General features: G+C 46.1%; 17 protein-coding genes. 16 read left to right on the plus strand and 1 reads right to left on the minus strand.

Going from position 1 to position 19364, the window contains the following annotated elements:
* Positions 1 to 80 precede the first annotated feature (80 nt).
* The 6 genes from CVV77_RS18130 (at position 81) to azoRB (ending at position 4380) form a co-directional block, all read left to right on the plus strand.
* Positions 81 to 653, plus strand: coding sequence for a TetR/AcrR family transcriptional regulator (locus tag CVV77_RS18130; RefSeq protein WP_100276129.1), 573 nt, complete (start codon positions 81 to 83; stop codon positions 651 to 653).
* Positions 650 to 1009: a DMT family transporter gene (locus CVV77_RS18135; RefSeq protein WP_100276130.1), complete on the plus strand. Its 360-nt coding sequence runs from the start codon at positions 650 to 652 to the stop codon at positions 1007 to 1009. Before CVV77_RS18130 ends, CVV77_RS18135 begins: the two co-directional genes overlap by 4 nt.
* A complete protein-coding gene (locus tag CVV77_RS18140) occupies positions 1006 to 1410 on the plus strand; it encodes a YvaD family protein (RefSeq protein ID WP_100276131.1) in 405 nt (134 codons plus the stop codon). The genes CVV77_RS18135 and CVV77_RS18140 overlap by 4 nt, the downstream gene beginning before the upstream one ends.
* Before the next feature lie 15 nt (positions 1411 to 1425).
* Positions 1426 to 1623 carry a Crp/Fnr family transcriptional regulator gene (locus CVV77_RS18145; RefSeq protein WP_100276132.1) on the plus strand — a complete coding sequence of 66 codons (198 nt, stop codon included), beginning with the start codon at positions 1426 to 1428 and terminating at the stop codon, positions 1621 to 1623.
* Positions 1624 to 1703: 80 nt separating this feature from the next.
* Positions 1704 to 3602 (plus strand): FUSC family protein, encoded by a 1899-nt coding sequence (locus CVV77_RS18150; protein WP_100276133.1) that lies wholly within the window; start codon positions 1704 to 1706, stop codon positions 3600 to 3602.
* Between the two features lie 142 nt (positions 3603 to 3744).
* Entirely contained in the window at positions 3745 to 4380 is a 636-nt protein-coding gene (gene azoRB / locus CVV77_RS18155; protein ID WP_100276134.1) for an FMN-dependent NADH-azoreductase AzoRB, read from the plus strand.
* Positions 4381 to 4415: 35 nt separating this feature from the next.
* Here the strand turns inward: azoRB and CVV77_RS18160 are convergent, their stop codons facing one another.
* Positions 4416 to 5492 (minus strand): oxidoreductase, encoded by a 1077-nt coding sequence (locus CVV77_RS18160; protein ID WP_100276135.1) that lies wholly within the window; start codon positions 5490 to 5492, stop codon positions 4416 to 4418.
* Positions 5493 to 5618: 126 nt separating this feature from the next.
* Between CVV77_RS18160 and csoR the strand changes: the two genes are divergently transcribed.
* The 10 genes from csoR (at position 5619) to cysI (ending at position 19202) form a co-directional block, all read left to right on the plus strand.
* Complete coding sequence (gene csoR, locus CVV77_RS18165; RefSeq protein WP_014115157.1) at positions 5619 to 5924, plus strand: copper-sensing transcriptional repressor CsoR; 306 nt, start codon at positions 5619 to 5621, stop codon at positions 5922 to 5924.
* A gap of 73 nt (positions 5925 to 5997) precedes the next feature.
* Complete coding sequence (copZ, locus tag CVV77_RS18170) at positions 5998 to 6207, plus strand: copper chaperone CopZ (protein WP_040081817.1); 210 nt, start codon at positions 5998 to 6000, stop codon at positions 6205 to 6207.
* An 83-nt stretch (positions 6208 to 6290) separates the two neighbouring features.
* Entirely contained in the window at positions 6291 to 8702 is a 2412-nt protein-coding gene (copA, locus tag CVV77_RS18175) for a copper-exporting P-type ATPase CopA (RefSeq protein ID WP_100276136.1), read from the plus strand.
* 159 nt (positions 8703 to 8861) lie between these two features.
* Positions 8862 to 10970, plus strand: coding sequence for a heavy metal translocating P-type ATPase (locus CVV77_RS18180; protein WP_142397327.1), 2109 nt, complete (start codon positions 8862 to 8864; stop codon positions 10968 to 10970).
* Between the two features lie 119 nt (positions 10971 to 11089).
* Entirely contained in the window at positions 11090 to 11758 is a 669-nt protein-coding gene (gene bdbD, locus CVV77_RS18185; RefSeq protein ID WP_100276138.1) for a disulfide bond formation protein BdbD, read from the plus strand.
* A gap of 4 nt (positions 11759 to 11762) precedes the next feature.
* Positions 11763 to 12179, plus strand: coding sequence for a disulfide oxidoreductase (locus CVV77_RS18190; RefSeq protein WP_003235152.1), 417 nt, complete (start codon positions 11763 to 11765; stop codon positions 12177 to 12179).
* A gap of 185 nt (positions 12180 to 12364) precedes the next feature.
* The gene (locus CVV77_RS18195) at positions 12365 to 12973 is read left to right on the plus strand and encodes a trimeric intracellular cation channel family protein (protein ID WP_003219999.1); all 609 of its coding nucleotides are present in this window, start codon (positions 12365 to 12367) and stop codon (positions 12971 to 12973) included.
* 190 nt (positions 12974 to 13163) lie between these two features.
* Positions 13164 to 15488 carry an RNA polymerase recycling motor HelD gene (helD, locus tag CVV77_RS18200; protein WP_100276139.1) on the plus strand — a complete coding sequence of 775 codons (2325 nt, stop codon included), beginning with the start codon at positions 13164 to 13166 and terminating at the stop codon, positions 15486 to 15488.
* A 170-nt stretch (positions 15489 to 15658) separates the two neighbouring features.
* Positions 15659 to 17464 (plus strand): assimilatory sulfite reductase (NADPH) flavoprotein subunit, encoded by a 1806-nt coding sequence (locus CVV77_RS18205; protein ID WP_100276140.1) that lies wholly within the window; start codon positions 15659 to 15661, stop codon positions 17462 to 17464.
* Between the two features lie 25 nt (positions 17465 to 17489).
* Entirely contained in the window at positions 17490 to 19202 is a 1713-nt protein-coding gene (gene cysI / locus CVV77_RS18210) for an assimilatory sulfite reductase (NADPH) hemoprotein subunit (RefSeq protein WP_100276141.1), read from the plus strand.
* Positions 19203 to 19364: the final 162 nt, after the last annotated feature.

Raw genomic sequence — 19364 nt, forward strand, 5'->3', positions numbered from 1 at the left:
TGTTGTTGATTTCCATAAATTGCTGTCGTATAATTTTGGTACTGATATAGTTTTGTTAGTACCGAAAGTGAGGGATTGATTTGGAAAAAAGAATTCTGGAGGAAACCATCCGGCTGATCAGGCAGAAAGGATTTTCATTTACGATGAATGATTTGGCAGCAGTGCTGGGAACGAGCAAGCGGACGCTCTATGCGCATTATTCATCAAAAGACAAGCTTGCGGAAGCGGTTGTTGAGCAATTTATCGCAGAGATGAAGCAAATGGAAAAAGACATCTATGAAAAAGAAAGTTTAGACATTCTTGAAAAAGTGAAAAAAATGCTGATCGGTCTTCCGCAGGGGATGGAACTGCTGAATATGGGATTATTAAGTGATCTGAAGAAATACCATTACGATGCGTGGCTTACATTAGATACGTTTATTAAGGAAGAATGGACAATTGTCCTTGAATTATTAAACGAGTGCAAACAGCAAAAGAGAATCAGAAACATCAATCCGGACCTGTTTGTTCACATGTATATAGGAAGCATCAACCAAGTGTATGACCCTGAATATCCGCTCAAACATCAGTTTACGACAGGAGAGGTTCTTGAATCGATTGTAGATGTATTGTTTAACGGCATAACAGCTGATGAGGAGGCTGATGCTACGTGAATTGGGTGTTTCTATGCTTAGCGATTCTGTTTGAAGTTGCTGGGACGGTCAGCATGAAGCTATCGTCGGGTTTTACAAAACTTACTCCCAGTGTCCTGTTGATTTTCTTTTATGGCGGGAGTCTTTTCTTTCTGACGCTTACGCTAAAATCAATTGATGTCTCTGTTGCTTATGCTGTATGGTCAGGGATGGGGATTGTCCTGATTACAGTCGTTGGTTTTTTGTTTTTTCAAGAGAATGTTAGCGTAATGAAACTCATTTCAATCGGATTGATTATCGCCGGTGTTGTGTCTTTAAACCTGATCAATCATGGGGCGCAGACTGAGCCGGTACATAAAAGCGGGCAGTACAAATGAGGTATATGAAACTGTTTTTTCTCGTGACTGATATCGGTTTTATCTTGTACTGGCTGTCAGCTGGGTTTTCGCTAATACCGGAAAGCTGGGCTTTTAAACATCATGACCATCCGTTTGTGATCGCCTGGAACTGGTCCTTTTTCCCGCTGGATATCTTGATCTCTTTCACAGGATTGTACAGCTTGTACTTGCAGCGGAAGAACAGTGCTGACTGGAAGCTGATGGCGCTGATTTCTCTTGTGCTGACCTGTTGTTCAGGCCTTCAGGCGATTTCATTCTGGACATTCAGCCGAGACTTCGATCTTGTTTGGTGGCTGTTTAATGGGTATCTATTGATTTATCCTATAATTTTTATTCATCTTCTCTTAAAAGAAAGCAAATGGACAAAGCAGTGCTGTTAGGCGCTGCTTTTATTTTTGTCTTTTTTTAAATCGCCGCAAAATTCGATTGAAGAACATGAACAAATCATTGAGGCATGTAAGGAGAAGGATCGGAAAAAAGCTGCCGAGCTGACGTACAGCAACTGGATCAAGCCGATTCAGGATATTGCGAATAAACTGATGGAAAGCAGGCAGAGACGTATGGTCTCTGCTTTTTTTGCGGGCATCTATTGAGAAGCGAAGGCGTTTTTGGGGCATACTATAGTGAATAATAGGGAAAAATCCTATACATTCATAGAAAAGGATTTTGTCAAATGAATAAAACTGTTGAGAACAATCAAAGAACCATGCCAAGCATCGTGAAGGATGCCTTTCGCATTCATGCGAATCCATTTCCATGGAAAAAGGCGATCGGATCAGGGATCGCTTCAGGGTTTCCTGTGCTGATCGGCGCATTGGCGGGTCACACGGATTATGGTTTAACTGCAAGCATCGGGGGCTTTGTTTATTTATATGCGGGCGGTGAATCGTATAAAAAGCGCGCTTTGAAGCTGCTTTTGGTTTCCATTGGGATCGCGCTCTCATTTGGATTAGGCACGATTTTGTCTGGGACGGTTTGGATGATGGCGGCTGTCCTGTGCTTGATTGGTGCAGCTGCGATGTTTATTTTTAGTGCGCTCGGTATACAAGGTCCTGCGCCGATGTTTTTTGTCCTTGCCTTTTTAGTCAGCTCCGGGCTGCCGGCCGATCCTTCACAAGCGTTGTTCAGAGCGGGACTGACGTTTCTCGGCGGCATTTTCGCCATGGGAATCGCCTTAATCGGCTGGTTATGGAACAAACATGGACCGGAGGAGGCGGTGCTGCAACAAACATATCATCAGCTGGCTTCATGTCTTTCAGCCGTCGGTACGCAAGGCTTTCATAACGCGCAGCATCAGACGGTGCTTATGCTCAGAACAGCTCGTCAAACGGTTCTCGGTAAGGGGAACAGGCGAAAAAAATCACAGCATGATGAACGATTTTTCCGCCTGCTCGAAAAAGCTGACGACATATTTCTTGCCATTATTCATTTTTCAGCTGAAACGCCAGACAGAGAGACGGCCGAGATTGAAAAGGCACTCCGTCAAACCGGAGATGCGCTTGGGCATGCTCGTAGTTCCAGTGCATTTCAGATCAAGGAGAATGAATCAGAGCCAAGCCGGAAGCTGTTTGAAGAAATCAATGAGGCTTTGTCTATCGCTTCAGGACGGAATGATAAGCAATCGGACGGGGAACCGAGCCGCCTGCCAGCCTCTTTTTACTTTTTGAGAAATGCCTTTGACTGGCAGTCTCCCGTTTTGATACGGGCGTTAAAGTACGGAATTGTGCTGTTTGCCGCCCATATGTTTGCCCTCACATTCGGCTTTGCACGCTCCTATTGGATTCCGCTTTCGGCAGCAGCGGTCATGCTTGGCACTACTGTTCTCTTTACGCTTCACAGGGCCATTCAGCGTTCAATCGGAACCGTGATCGGTGTTGGGCTGGCAGGCGCAATCCTGTTTGTTAAGCCGGGCGGTGTTTATATTGCGTTGTGTATTGCAGCGCTGCAATGTCTTCTTGAGATGCTGATTGTCCGCAATTATGCGCTGGCGGTTCCTTTTTTGACCGCAAATGCGCTTGTCATAACAGAAAGCATGCATGGCGGCTCGGACGTCGGTTATTTTATGATAGCGAGGCTGACGGATGTAGCTGTTGGCAGCGTAATCGGGCTATTGGGAACGATGGTTTTATGGAGACGGTTTTCAACGAAGCGGCTGCCTGAACTAATGCGGGACGTGATCCGGCTGGAAGGGCAGTTTATGGAGAAACTGTTGACCGGACAGAAAGCAGACGAGAACAAGTTAAGGGTGAGTCTGGTTAGGCTTCGGGATGCGTATGACAAGGCGCTTGGGGAATTTCCTAACGCGAATGCGGATGTACTCTGGCCTGCCATTTCCGGTGCTCAGCACTTAGGGTATTATTTGCTCTCGGCCCAAGCTCATCATCGACCGACTGCTCCGTTTTCTGAAAAAGAGATGAACCAGCTAAAAGTGTTTTTTGAACAGGCTGAGCAATCCGCTTTGATGAAAAGGACGCCGGCTGACATACAAGTGCCGCATGTTCCTTATTACCCGCGTATCAGTAAAGAGCTCTCCGCACTGTATTCGGGCTTGCGGACAGCTTTCGAAAAGTGAAATAATCTTTAATTCAAGATGTTTTACTTGAAAGTAATTTTTAGTGCCCCTATAATAAAGACTAGTAGAGAAAGAATAATCATAATGCATCTGTATGATAATAATTGATGTGTGATTTTTAAAAATGAAAGGGCTGGTAAAAATGGCAAAAGTATTGTATATCACTGCTCACCCGCATGATGAAGCAACTTCTTACAGTATGGCAACAGGTAAAGCATTCATCGAATCTTACAAAGAAGCGAACCCAAATGATGAAGTTGTACATATCGATTTGTACAAAGAAAACATCCCGCACATTGACGCGGATGTATTCAGCGGATGGGGCAAGCTGCAGTCAGGCACAGGCTTTGACGAGCTTTCTGAAAGCGAAAAAGCGAAAGTGGGCCGTCTGGGAGAGCTTAGTGATCAATTTGCATCTGCTGATAAGTACGTATTCGTTACTCCTTTATGGAACTTCTCATTCCCGCCAGTAATGAAAGCGTATCTTGATTCTGTTGCAGTTGCAGAAAAATCATTCAAATACACTGAACAAGGCCCGATCGGCTTGTTAACTGATAAAAAAGCGATTCATATCCAAGCGCGCGGCGGCTACTATTCTGAAGGCCCTGCGGCTGAAATGGAAATGGGTCACCGTTACATCGGCATCATGATGAACTTCTTCGGTGTACCATCATTCGATGGCATTTTCGTAGAGGGACATAATGCGGAGCCTGATAAAGCACAGCAAATCAAAGAAGACGCGATTGCGCGTGCGAAAGAAGCAGGAAAAACATTTTAATGAAAAAGCCTCCCTTTTCTTGGGGAGGCTTTTGTTTATTTCTCCAGCATAATGGTTCGTTTCTCTTCACTGCTTTTCATCGCGGCTTCAATGATGCGAATAACATCAATTCCTTCCTCAGCGGTGACGGGCAACGCAGAGCCTTCTCGTATACTCTCTGCTATTTTGCGGTAATAGCTAAGGTAGGAGCCATTTACTGATGGGATGGTTTCTGTTTTTTTGTCCGTGCCATGAACGGTTGTCAGCTTTCCGTAAAACTCCGGATCATCCGCTCCCCAGCTGTCATCCTCCGGTTTTCTTCCCGCTCTGAGTGCGTCTTCCTGTCCGTCGATTCCGTATTTCATAAAGCTGGCATGCTGTCCGTGGATTTGATAACGAGGGCCGTTTGCCGGAACGATCGATCCTCCGTATAGAATGGCTTGGAGTTTGCCGTAATCCAGAGTCAAATGAAAATAGTCAACGGTTTCGGCATTTTCACGCTGGGCCATTACGTTTGCAGTCACGGCTTTTGGCAACCCGAACAAATGCAGGGCTTGGTCTATGATGTGGGAGCCGAGATCATACAGCGTACCAGTGGCCGAGCCCTCTTTTTCCCGCCACCGTGCTTGAACCTCAGGTCTGTAGCGGTCATAGGAGACTTGATATGTATTGATATCTTCAAGGGATCCGTCAGCGATCAGCTTTTTAATCGTTAAAAAGTCGTTATCCCAGCGCCGGTTATGATAGACACTTAACAATACACCTTTTTCATCGGCAGCCTTCTTTAATTTCTCCCCTTCTTCGGCCTTCGCTGTCATCGGTTTTTCGATCACAACATGTTTTCCGGCCTGAATGCATGCCATAGCGTGCTCGTAATGAAGGCCGCTCGGTGTGGTGACAATGACAAGCTCAATGGCCGGGTCATTTGTGATGTCCTCAAGTTCATGCACAACTTCTGCATCCGGAAAATCCCGTTTCACTTCTTCTGTCCGCGATGTCATGACTTTGCTGATGTGATACTCTTCCAGAACAGCAAGCAGCGGCGCGTGAAAAACAGAACCAGACAGTCCGTACCCTAATATCCCAACCTTTATTGTATCCACTTTTCTTCTCCCCTTTAAAAGCGTTTTCACAAGAGATATATACCCTCCTGTATAAATGGTAAAACCTAACTGATTCATTTTTTGCGGCGGCATGCTTAGACAACAGTTTGGACAATCAGTATAATGGGAATTAATATAAGAAACAGAGGTGTACGTATGGAGAAGCATAACGAACATAAAGCATTAAACCATAAAAGCTCGAAAGAAAAGGATCAAATCACAAACCGGCTGAAGCGGATAGAAGGCCAGGTCAGAGGCATTCAAAATATGGTGGAAAACGATAGATATTGTGTAGATATTCTTGTGCAGATTTCAGCTGTTCAGGCGGCAATGAAAAATGTGGCGCTTCACTTGCTTGAGGACCACGCCCATCACTGTGTAGCAGATGCCATCAAAAGCGGAGACGGGGAACAGGCCATTTCTGAGCTTTTGGACGTATTTAAAAAGTTCACAAAATCATAAAGTCTTTTTTTGTTGTAATACCCTACGGGGGTATGGTAGGATGAAAACAGAAAGATAAACAGGAGGAATTCAAATGGAACAAAAAACATTGCAAGTTGAAGGAATGTCTTGTCAGCACTGCGTCAAAGCTGTGGAAACGAGCGTAGGAGAACTGGACGGCGTCAGTGCTGTTCATGTCAATCTGGAAGCGGGAAAAGTCGATGTTTCGTTTGATGCTGACAAAGTATCAGTCAAGGACATTGCGGATGCGATAGAAGATCAGGGCTATGATGTAGCCGATTGATTCAAGGTGTCGCGCCTTTAGGGAGGCGCGATATTTCTTTCATTTTTATATACCCCCCGGGTGTATCTGAAGGAGTGAGTAGATTGAGTGAACAAAAGGAAATCGCGATGCAGGTATCGGGTATGACCTGTGCGGCATGTGCCTCCAGAATTGAAAAAGGCCTGAAGCGGATGCCCGGAGTTACGGATGCCAATGTCAATCTGGCAACGGAAACATCAAATGTCACCTACGATCCTGCTGAAACAGGGGCTGAGGCGATTCAGGAAAAAATTGAAAAGCTAGGCTATCACGTCGTAACAGAAAAAGCTGAATTTGATATCGAAGGCATGACGTGTGCGGCCTGCGCCAATCGGATTGAAAAGCGGCTTAATAAAATAGAAGGCGTTACAAATGCTCCTGTAAACTTCGCTTTAGAAACGGTTACGGTCGAGTACAATCCGAAAGAAGCGTCTGTCGGCGATTTGAAAGAAGCGGTAGATAAGCTGGGATATAAGCTTCAGCTGAAGGGTGATGAGGAACGAGAAACGGCAGCTTCTAAAAAGAAAGAAGAACGGAAGCAAACGGCGAGACTGATCTTTTCAGCGGTTCTGTCATTTCCATTGCTTTGGGCGATGGTGAGCCATTTTACGTTTACATCGTTTATTTGGGTGCCGGATATATTTCTCAATCCGTGGATGCAGTTTGCGCTGGCGACACCAGTCCAGTTTCTGATCGGCTGGCCGTTTTATGCGGGTGCGTATAAGGCGCTCAGAAATAAAAGCGCCAATATGGATGTATTGGTCGCGCTCGGAACGACGGCAGCTTACGCTTACAGTCTTTATCTTACCATCCAAAGCATCGGTTCCCATGGGCATACAGACGGTCTTTACTATGAAACAAGCGCGATTTTGCTGACGCTGATTTTATTAGGCAAGCTGTTTGAAACAAAAGCAAAAGGCCGTTCTTCGGATGCAATTAAAAAGCTGATGAAGCTCCAAGCGAAAACAGCGACTGTCGTAAGAGACGGACAGGAGCAAATCATTCCGATAGACGAAGTACTAGTCAATGACATTGTTTACGTCAAACCGGGCGAACGAATTCCTGTCGACGGGGAAGTGGTTGAAGGCCGCTCGGCAGTAGATGAATCGATGATTACAGGAGAAAGTCTTCCTGTTGACAAAAATCCAGGTGACAGCGTGACAGGTGCAACTGTCAACTCAAACGGCTTCCTGAAAATCAAAGCTGTCAACGTTGGAAAGGATACGGCACTTTCTCATATCATCAAAATTGTCGAGGAAGCACAAGGGTCAAAAGCGCCGATCCAGCGTCTCGCTGATCAGATTTCCGGCATTTTTGTGCCTATCGTATTGGGAATTGCCGTTCTCACTTTCTTCATTTGGTATCTTTGGGCGGCTCCCGGCGATTTTGCCGAAGCGATCAGCAAGTTCATTGCGGTTCTTGTCATTGCATGTCCTTGCGCCCTCGGCCTTGCCACTCCGACGAGCATTATGGCCGGATCTGGACGCGCTGCTGAATTCGGAATTCTCTTTAAAGGCGGCGAGCATTTAGAAAAAACACATCGTCTCGATACGATTGTTCTTGATAAAACCGGAACTGTGACAAACGGGAAGCCGAGACTGACTGATGCCATTCCGTTCGGCCGTTTTGAAGAAACAGATCTGCTTCAATTTGCGGCGGCAGCCGAAACGGGATCAGAGCATCCGCTCGGTGAAGCGATTGTTGCCGGCGTGAAAGAAAAAGGGCTTGAGATACCGAGGCTGACCCGCTTTGAAGCAAAGATTGGGGCAGGCATTTCGGCTGAAGCCGGAGGCAAAACCATTCTCGTCGGCACAAGAAAGTTAATGGAGAGCGAACAGGTTGAACATGGTGCACTTCTTGCGCAAATGGAAGAACTTGAGGCAGAAGGAAAAACGGTTATGCTTGTATCCATTGATGGAGAAGCAGCGGGGCTTGTAGCCGTTGCTGATACGATAAAAGACACGTCACGGGCGGCAGTGGCCCGTCTGAAAGAGTTGGGCCTGGATGTCATCATGATGACAGGTGACAATCGCAGAACCGCAGAAGCCATCGCGAAGGAAGCAGGAATTACGAGTGTCATTGCGGAAGTCCTTCCTGAACAAAAGGCGGCGGAAATTTCCCGCCTGCAGAAAGAAGGCCGCCAGACGGCCATGGTAGGCGACGGAATTAACGATGCGCCGGCGCTTGCAACAGCCGATATCGGCATGGCAATTGGAACAGGCACGGACATTGCCATGGAAACAGCGGACATTACGTTGATTCGCGGAGATCTGAACAGCATTGCCGACGCCATCCGCATGAGCAGACTGACGATGAAAAACATTAAACAAAACTTATTCTGGGCGCTTGGCTATAACAGCCTCGGCATCCCAATCGCAGCGCTCGGATTTTTAGCGCCGTGGATAGCGGGAGCGGCAATGGCATTCAGCTCCGTTTCTGTTGTTCTGAATGCGCTGCGTCTGCAGAAAGTAAAATAAAAACCGGCCATATGCCGGTTTTTGTTTTTCATTGACACTTTCTTGGAAAACGACATATAATAGACGTAACCAATATATGAGTATGTGCTCATATATATAAATTCAATACCAATACTCATTGATACGCTTTGAAGAGGGAACCCTAAATCGGAAGGTAAGGTGAGACTAGTGAAACAGGAATACGTTCTGGACGGTTTGGATTGCAGCAATTGTGCTCAAAAAATCGAAAACGGAGTTAAAGGCATAAAGGGCATTGACGGATGCGCGGTTAATTTTGCAGCAAGCACCTTGACTGTCTCAGCCGATGGAAAAGAAGAGCAATGGGTCACCAGTAAGGTAGAGAAAAAGGTGAAATCAATCGATCCGCATGTAACGGTTCGTCAAAAGCATAAACAGAAACCAGCTGATGACGGCTATCGTCATCGAATGATCAAGATGCTGATCAGAATGGCGGCGGCTATCATTCTCGGAGCAGCGGCATATTTCGTTCATTCCGGAACCATTGAATTTATACTTTTCCTCGCTGCCTACTTGATCATCGGCGGTGACATTATCATCCGTGCAGTCAAAAACATCAGCCGCGGTCAGGTGTTTGATGAACATTTCTTAATGGCTCTTGCCACAATCGGTGCTTTTCTGATTCAGCAATACCCTGAAGGTGTCGCCGTTATGCTGTTTTACCAAATCGGTGAGCTTTTTCAAGGAGCCGCGGTCAGCCGGTCCAGAAAATCAATCAGTGCGTTAATGGACATACGGCCTGATTACGCCAATGTCAAAACAGAGAACGGCATCGAACTGGTTTCTCCGGAGGACGTACAGACAGGAGACATCATTGTGGTCAATCCGGGAGAAAGCATACCCCTTGACGGTAAGGTCGTGCAGGGATCAGCGATGGTCGATACGTCTGCTTTGACAGGTGAGTCCGTTCCGAGAAAAGCTGCAGAGGGACAAGATGTGATGTCAGGCTTTATCAATCAAAACGGCGTTCTGCATATTGAAGTCACAAAGGGCTACCAGGAATCTGCAGTATCGAAAATATTAGATTTGGTTCAAAATGCGAGCAGCCGCAAAGCCCGGACAGAAAACTTTATCACGAAGTTTGCCAAGTATTATACACCTGCTGTTGTGATCATCGCGGTATTGCTGGCCTTTGTCCCGCCGCTGGTGATTTCTGGTGCCGCGCTTTCCGATTGGGTGTACCGCGCACTTATTTTCTTAGTAATTTCTTGTCCATGTGCACTTGTTGTCTCTATACCGCTCGGTTTCTTCGGCGGAATCGGCGCAGCCTCAAAGGCCGGAGTGCTTGTGAAGGGAAGCAATTATTTAGAAGCCTTGAATCAAGTCAAATACGCGGTGTTTGATAAAACAGGAACATTAACAAAAGGCAGCTTTGAAGTGACAGAAATCAAACCTGCAGAAGGATTTACAAAGGACACATTACTTGAAGCGGCGGCATATGCTGAGCTTCACTCCCAGCATCCAATTGCTGAATCTGTGCGTAAAGCTTACGGGAAAATACTTTCATCTGATGCGATAGAGTCATATGAGGAAATATCCGGCCACGGCATTTTTGCAAAAGTAAACGGAACAGAAATCCTTGCTGGGAATAAGAAGCTCATGGAAAAAGAACAGGTTAAGGGCGTCCCGGATGAACATGCCGGAACAATCGTGCACGTTGCTGTTGATCAACGCTATGCCGGAGCAATCATCATAGCGGATGAAGTAAAAGAAGATGCAGCACAGGCGGTTGCTGATCTGAAGTCGCTTGGAATCAAACAGACAGTTATGCTGACAGGTGATTCGAAACAAACGGGAGAAGCCGTCGGAAAACAGCTTGGCATCGACGAGGTGTATGCGGAGCTGCTGCCGCAGGATAAAGTATCGCGGGTCGAAGCATTGGAAGCCAAGCTTTCGCCAAACGAAAAACTCATTTTTGTCGGTGACGGCATCAATGATACGCCGGTTCTTGCGCGTGCGGATATCGGAGCGGCCATGGGAGGCCTTGGCTCAGACGCTGCGGTAGAAGCCGCAGACGTCGTGCTGATGACAGATCAGCCGTCGAAAATAGCGGAAGCGATTCGGATTGCGAAACGGACAAGGCGAATCGTGTGGCAAAACATCGGCTTTGCGTTAGGTGTAAAAGCGATCTTTCTCATTCTTGGAGCATTTGGAATTGCGACCATGTGGGAAGCGGTTTTCTCAGATGTCGGTGTTACCCTGCTCGCTGTGGCAAACGCCATGCGCGTTATGCGTCTCAAAAACAGATAAATTGTCGGAGAGAATTCATTTTTTCGGGGTTTTCTTATAGGCACTTGTCTTGTTAAAATAAAGAAGTGGGTCAATTGCGATCCGCTTCTTTTTTAATTTGAAAACGATGAGGTGTCGGAGTGAAAAAGAAACAGCAGTCTTCTGCGAAATTCGCGGTCATCCTTACGATTGTGGTTGTTGTATTGCTAGCAGCCATTGTAATCATTAATAACAAAACGGAACAAGGCAATGAAGCGGTTTCCGGACAGCCGTCTATCAAAGGCCAGCCTGTGCTTGGCAAGGATGATGCACCGGTTACTGTAGTAGAATTCGGAGATTACAAATGCCCGTCTTGTAAGGTGTTTAACAGTGACATCTTCCCAAAAATACAAAAAGACTTTATTGATAAGGGCGATGTGAAATTTTCATTCGTGAACGTCATGTTTCATGGAAAAGGTTCTAGATTAGCGGCTCTTGCATCGGAAGAAGTATGGAAAGAAGATCCTGACTCTTTCTGGGCATTCCATGAAAAGCTGTTCGAAAAACAGCCGGATACAGAACAGGAATGGGTAACCCCAGCCGTTCTCGGTGATCTTGCAAAAAGCACCACAAAGGTAAAACCTGAGACGCTCAAGGACAATCTTGATAAGGAAACATTCGCTTCTCAAGTGGAAAAGGATTCTGACCTTAATAATAAAATGAACATACAGGCAACACCGACGATTTACGTCAATGATAAAGTGATTAGTGATTTTTCAGATTATAATGAAATCAAAAAAACGATAGAAAAAGAGCTGAAAGGGAAGTAATCATATGAAAAATAGAATTGTATTTTTATATGCTTCCTGGGTTGTGGCTCTTGTCGCTATGCTTGGCAGCCTGTATTTCAGTGAAATCAGAAAGTTCATTCCATGTGAACTGTGCTGGTACCAGCGTATCCTCATGTATCCGCTCGTCCTGATTTTAGGCATCGCCACCTTTCAAGGTGATACACGCGTGAAAAAATATGTGCTCCCCATGGCGATTATCGGGGCATTTATTTCGATCATGCACTACTTAGAGCAAAAAGTGCCCGGCTTTACCGGCATTAAGCCGTGTGTAAGCGGCGTGCCGTGCTCAGGCCAATATATTAACTGGTTTGGTTTTATTACCATTCCATTCCTGGCCCTGATTGCTTTTATCCTGATTATCGTTTTTATGTGTCTGCTGAAAGGCGAAAAATCTGAATAACAAAAAAGCGCCCGCTGTATGCCGGGCGCTTTTTTTATCTCGAAAACTTATGCTCGATAGCGTTTGGTGTACTCTCTCTAAATTTATCTTTTTTTATCGTGAAAATGTTATTGATTTTACGGTTGAGCGATTATAAAATCTAGAGGTCGTCAGAAAATTTAACAAACATAAAGGGAGTCATCAGAATGGCTTGGGAGCTGCTCAGTGTGATTGGTATCATTGCGTTTGCAGTCAGCGGCGCAATCGTTGCGATGGAAGAGGAATATGATATTTTAGGAGTTTATATATTAGGGATTGTCACAGCTTTTGGAGGAGGAGCGATCCGCAATTTGCTGATCGGTGTTCCGGTGTCAGCACTATGGGAGCAGGGAGCGTACTTTCAAATCGCGCTCTTATCCATTACGATTGTGTTTTTGTTCCCGAAGCTGCTGCTGAAGCATTGGAATAAGTGGGGCAATTTATCAGATGCGATCGGTCTCGCAGCCTTCGCTATCCAAGGCGCACTGTATGCCGTCAAAATGGGCCATCCGCTTAGTGCCGTCATCGTGGCAGCGGTGCTGACGGGAAGCGGCGGCGGAATCATTCGCGATCTTCTTGCCGGGCGCAAACCGCTTGTTCTGAAAGCAGAAATTTATGCGGTCTGGGCGGCTCTCGGCGGTTTAATCGTCGGCTTGGGCTGGCTGGGAAACTCGTTCGGCTTGTACGTACTGTTTTTCGTGCTCGTTGTTTGCCGCGTTTGTTCCTATATGTTTAATTGGAAGCTGCCAAACCGTTCTTTTCGTTTAGATAACTAACATTAAAAAACCGATTTCAATTTGAAATCGGTTTTTTTGCATATAAATAACCCAAACCTTGATTGATATTGGGTGAATGTGCTAAGATAAATTGTATTTGCGTATTTTTATCATATATTGATTATATGTATCCAATTATATTTTACAGTGTTTCATCGGTGTTTGTCAACTATTTTCTGGAGGTGCCGTCATGAATCAGCAGGATAAGGAATGGAAGGAAGAGCAGTCAAGAATAGATGAGGTGCTGCAGGAGCTCGGCAAAAAAGAGCGGTTTCTGGAAACGTCTGCGGGCGGGTTAAAGCATGATATTATCGGATTAAGAAAAAGCTTTTGGGAGGATGTTACGGTTAATCTTGATGATGCCCATGAAGCGGTTGAAACGATGGCAAGCATTAAGCAGCAGGCAGAGCTGCTGTCTGATCGGGAACGGAATCATCGGCGAATGGATCAGCAGCTCAAACGAATTCATCAATTAAAAGCTTCGCCTTATTTCGGCCGGATTGATTTTATTGAAAACGGTGAGGAGCAGGCAGAGCGAATTTATATCGGTTTAGCTTCTTGTATGGATGAGAAGGAGGAACACTTTCTGATCTATGACTGGAGGGCGCCGATATCAAGCATGTACTACAATTATTCCCCAGGAAAAGCGGAGTACGAAGTGCCCGGTGAAACGATAGAAGGAGAAATGGTACTGAAACGCCAGTTTATCATTAAAAACGGCGCCCTCAAGGCGATGTTTAATACTGATATGACGATCGGCGATGAAATGCTGCAAGAAGTATTAAGCCATCACTCTAATACCCAAATGAAAAACATCGTGTCTACAATCCAGAAAGAACAAAATCAGATCATCCGTAATGAAAAAAGTAAATTCCTAATCGTGCAGGGAGCGGCTGGAAGCGGGAAAACATCGGCAGCGCTTCAGCGTGTCGCTTATTTGTTATACAGGCACCGCGGCGTCATAGATGCCGGACAAATCGTTTTATTTTCTCCCAACTTTTTATTTAACAGCTATGTCTCTTCTGTTTTGCCTGAGTTAGGGGAAGAGAACATGGAGCAGGCGACGTTTCAGGAATATATCGAGCATCGGCTTGGCCGCAAGTTTCAATGTGAAAGCCCCTTTGATCAGCTTGAATATTGCCTGACTGAAACAAAGGATGGCGGTTTTCCAACAAGGCTTGCGGGAATCACATGGAAGGCGGGCTTAGCTTTTCAGCAATTCATTGATGAATACGTCACACGGCTGTCTTCTAAAGGGATGATCTTTAAAAATATCATCTTCCGCGGACAAAAGCTGATCACAAAGGAACAAATTCAATCCTATTTTTACTCACTGGATCAAAGACAGTCCATTCCAAATCGGATGGAGCAGACAGCGAAGTGGCTCCTGAGTGAGCTAAACAAGCTTGAGAAAAAGGAACGTCGTAAGGATTGGGTCGTTCAGGAAGCTGAGCTGCTCGACAAAGAGGATTACCTGGACGTGTACAAAAAGCTCCAGGAAAGGAAACGGTTCAGTGAGAGTACGTTTAACGATTATCAAAGAGAGCAGCAGCTGCTTGCCGCTATCATTGTAAAAAAGGCTTTCAAACCGCTCAAACAGGCGGTCAGACTCCTTGCATTTCTTGATGTGAAACAGCTGTACCTGCAATTGTTTTCTGGCTGGGGAGGGAAATCTCAGCATGAGAAGATGGCAGCAATAGGAGAGCTGACCCGATCGGCATTTGCAGAAAATAAATTGCTCTATGAGGATGCGGCACCGTTTCTTTATATGCAGGATCTGATTGAAGGCAGAAAGAAAAATACGAAGATCAAACATCTTTTTATCGACGAAGCTCAGGACTATTCACCGTTTCAGATGGCGTACATGAGAAGCATTTTTCCGGCTGCCAGCATGACAGTACTCGGTGATATCAATCAGTCCATCTACGCCCATGCCATACATGGCGTAAAGCGTATGGATGCGTGCTTTGAAGGTGAGGCGGCTGAATATGTTCGTTTAAAGAGAACGTACAGGTCGACAAGGCAGATTGTCGAGTTAACAAAAGCGATGCTTCAGGACGGAGCGGACATTGAGCCTTTTAATAGAAACGGGGAAATGCCTTTCGTTTTCGAAACTGAAGGACGAGAGGATCTTTGTCAAAAGCTTACGAAAGAAATTGAACGGCTCAAGAAGCAAGGTCACGAAACGATAGCCGTCATTTGCAAGACTGCGCAGCAATGCATACAGGCGCACGCTCATATGAGTGAATATATAGATGTTCGACTGATTCATAAAGAAAATCAAACATTCCAAAAGGGAGTTTGTGTCATTCCGGTGTATTTAGCGAAGGGAATTGAGTTTGACGCAGTACTTGTCTATGATGCTTCAGAAGAACATTATCAAACAGAGCACGATCGCAGGCTGTTATACACTGCCTGTACCCGTGCGATGCATACGCTGACGGTGTTTTATACAGGTAAGGCAAGTCCGTTTATAACGGCTGTGCCGTCTCATTTATATGAAAATGCTGTATGAAGAGAAGGGAACCCTTCTCTTTTTTTTATTTAAATGAAATAAGGCGGTTTTATCATTAGGATTCTTAATAGTTATCATCATGTAAATATATTTTACTTAAGCCTAGTATTCCGGTAAAGTTCAATTAGATGCAATTTTCGATCAGTTTATAACTTTGTGAGGTGGATACGTTGCAACTTCAGGTAATGAACAGTCCGTTTAATCAGGAGCAGGCAGAGCTCCTTAACCGCCTTCTGCCAACCTTGACCGAATCTCAGAAAATCTGGCTGAGCGGATATTTATCCGCGCAATCTGTTTCCGCCCAAGAAACTGCAGGGGCGCCGGCGGCTGTGTCTGTAGCAGCGGCCGTTTCAAAGGAAGTAACCGTTCTTTACGGTTCACAGACGGGCAACGCACAGGGGCTTGCAGAAAATGCCGGCAAGCAGCTTGAGCAGCGCGGTTTTCAAGTAACTGTCTCGTCCATGAGCGATTTTAAGCCGAATCAGCTGAAGAAAGTAAATAATCTTTTGATCGTCGTCAGTACGCACGGTGAAGGCGAGCCGCCTGATAACGCGCTGTCGTTTCATGAATTTCTCCATGGAAGACGGGCGCCTAAGCTTGAAGCTCTTCGTTTTTCCGTTTTGGCGCTTGGTGACAGTTCGTACGAATTTTTCTGCCAGACAGGGAAAGAATTTGATCAGCGCTTAGAAGAACTCGGCGGAAAACGGATTTCTCCGCGCGTTGATTGCGATCTTGACTATGATGAGCCGGCAGCGGAATGGCTTGAAAGCGTATTTGAGGGTTTAAGTGAAGCCGGGGGCGGAAGTGCCGCACCTGCGCCAGCAGCATCGCCTCAAACCGGTGAGTCTTCCTATTCCAGAACAAACCCGTTTCGGGCTGAAGTGTTAGAAAATTTAAATTTGAACGGCAGAGGATCAAATAAAGAAACACGCCATGTGGAGCTGTCTCTTGAAGGCTCTGGCCTGACTTACGAGCCTGGTGACAGCCTCGGCGTTTATCCGGAAAACGATCCGGAGCTTGTCGAGCTGCTGCTTAAGGAAATGAATTGGGAGCCGGAGGAAATTGTGACGCTTAATAAGCAAGGCGATGTCCGCCCGCTGAAAGAAGCGCTGATTTCTTACTATGAGATTACCGTTCTCACAAAACCGCTTCTTGAACAGGCAGCCCAGCTGACAGGCAGCAATGAGCTTAGAGAGCTTTTGGCCCCGGGGAATGAGGGGAATGTAAAAGCGTATATTGAAGGACGCGATTTGCTTGATCTTATTCGTGATTATGGCCCGTTCAGTGTATCTGCGCAGGAGTTTGTCACGATTCTGCGAAAAATGCCGGCCCGCCTCTATTCGATCGCGAGCAGTTTATCCGCAAATCCGGATGAAGTGCATTTAACAATCGGTGCAGTCCGCTACGATGCGCACGGCCGTGAACGTAAAGGCGTCTGCTCGATTTTATGCGCGGAGCGCCTGCAGCCGGGAGACACACTGCCTGTTTATGTCCAGCACAATCAAAACTTTAAGCTTCCGAAAGATCCTGAAACGCCGATCATCATGGTTGGACCTGGGACAGGCGTCGCGCCGTTCCGTTCCTTTATGCAGGAGCGCGAAGAGACGGGAGCGGAAGGAAAAGCATGGATGTTCTTTGGCGATCAGCATTTTGTCACGGATTTCCTTTATCAGACAGAGTGGCAGAATTGGCTCAAAGACGGTGTGCTGACAAAAATGGATGTCGCGTTTTCACGTGATACGGAAGAAAAAGTATATGTGCAGCACCGCATGCTTGAACAGAGCGCAGAATTGTTCGAATGGCTTCAAGAAGGTGCGGCTGTGTACATTTGCGGTGATGAAAAGCACATGGCGCATGACGTCCATAACACATTGCTTGAAATTATCGAGAAAGAAGGCAGTATGAGCCGCGAAGATGCGGAAGCTTATCTTGCCGATATGCAGCAGCAAAAACGCTATCAGCGTGATGTATACTGATTTGACTTGAAAGGAGTTTTTCAACATGGTGACCAAAATCTTAAAAGCACCGGGCGGCTCTCCAAGTGATGTTGAACGCATTAAAAAAGAAAGTGATTATTTGCGCGGCACACTGAAAGAAGTGATGCTCGATCGGATCAGTGCCGGAATTCCGGATGATGACAACCGCCTGATGAAACACCACGGCAGTTATTTGCAGGATGACCGCGACCTCCGCAATGAACGCCAAAAGCAAAAGCTTGAACCGGCATATCAGTTCATGCTGCGCGTGCGTATGCCAGGAGGCGTTTCAACGCCTGAGCAATGGCTTGTCATGGATGACCTTTCTCAGAAATACGGGAACGGCACATTAAAACTGACGACACGTGAAACGTTCCAAATGCACGGGATTCTGAAATGGAACATGAAGAAAACCATTCAGACGATCCACTCGGCTCTTTTGGATACGATCGCAGCCTGCGGAGACGTAAACCGCAATGTCATGTGTGCATCGAATCCTTATCAGTCTGAAATCCACTCAGAAGTATACGAGTGGTCTAAAAAATTAAGTGATGATCTGCTGCCGCGGACGAGGGCATATCATGAAATTTGGCTTGATGAGGAAAGAGTGGCCGGCACGCCGGAAGAAGTCGAGCCAATGTACGGACCGCTCTATCTGCCGCGGAAATTTAAAATCGGTATTGCCGTTCCGCCGTCTAATGATATTGACGTCTTTTCACAAGACCTTGGATTCATTGCGATTGTTGAAGATGGCAAACTGATCGGTTTTAACGTGGCCATCGGCGGCGGTATGGGAATGACGCATGGCGACACAGCGACATATCCGCAATTAGCCAAGGTGATTGGGTTCTGCCGTCCTGAGCAACTGTATGACATTGCTGAAAAAACGATTACAATTCAGCGTGATTACGGAAACCGTTCTGTCCGCAAAAATGCGCGGTTCAAATACACGGTTGACCGCCTCGGTTTAGAAACCGTAAAAGAAGAATTGGAAAACCGTCTCGGCTGGAGCCTGGAAGAAGAGAAGCCGTATCATTTCGATCATAACGGCGACCGCTACGGCTGGGTAGAAGGCATTGAGGATAAATGGCATTTTACGCTGTTTGTTGAAGGCGGCCGTGTGACGGATTACGATGATTATAAGCTGATGACAGGCTTGCGGGAAATCGCCAAAGTTCATACAGGCGAGTTCCGTCTGACAGCCAATCAGAACTTGATTATTGCGAACGTTTCAAGCGATAAAAAAGATGAAATCAGTGCGTTAATCGAGCAATACGGACTCACTGACGGCAAGCATTATTCAGCGCTCCGCCGCAGCTCTATGGCGTGCGTCGCTCTTCCGACCTGCGGATTGGCAATGGCTGAAGCAGAACGTTACTTGCCGACCCTTTTAGATAAGGTTGAAGAGATCATTGACGAAAACGGCCTTCGTGATCAGGAAATTACCATTCGCATGACAGGGTGCCCGAACGGTTGTGCACGCCATGCGCTCGGTGAGATCGGATTTATCGGAAAGGCGCCGGGCAAATATAATATGTATCTTGGCGCTGCATTTGACGGAAGCCGTTTAAGCAAAATGTACCGTGAAAACATCGGTGAAGACGACATTTTAAGCGAGCTGCGCGTCCTTCTTTCCTGCTATGCGAAAGAACGCGACGAAGGCGAGCACTTCGGTGACTTTGTCATTCGCGCCGGTATCATTAAAGCAACGACTGACGGCACAAATTTTCATGATTGATAAAGAAAGACGAGAGACAGGGAATAGCTCCCTGTCTCTTTTTATCTGAAAATTGCTCTTCGGCAAAAAAGTTCACTGTGAGCATATCATGAGAAATAATACCCTAAAAAGGGTACTATAAAAGAAGACAAGTGTGGAGGGAACTCCTGCGAAATCACATAT

The sequence above is a fragment of the Bacillus sp. SN1 genome (genome assembly GCF_002796895.1).
In the GTDB taxonomy this organism is placed as follows: Bacteria; Bacillota; Bacilli; order Bacillales; family Bacillaceae; genus Bacillus; species Bacillus inaquosorum.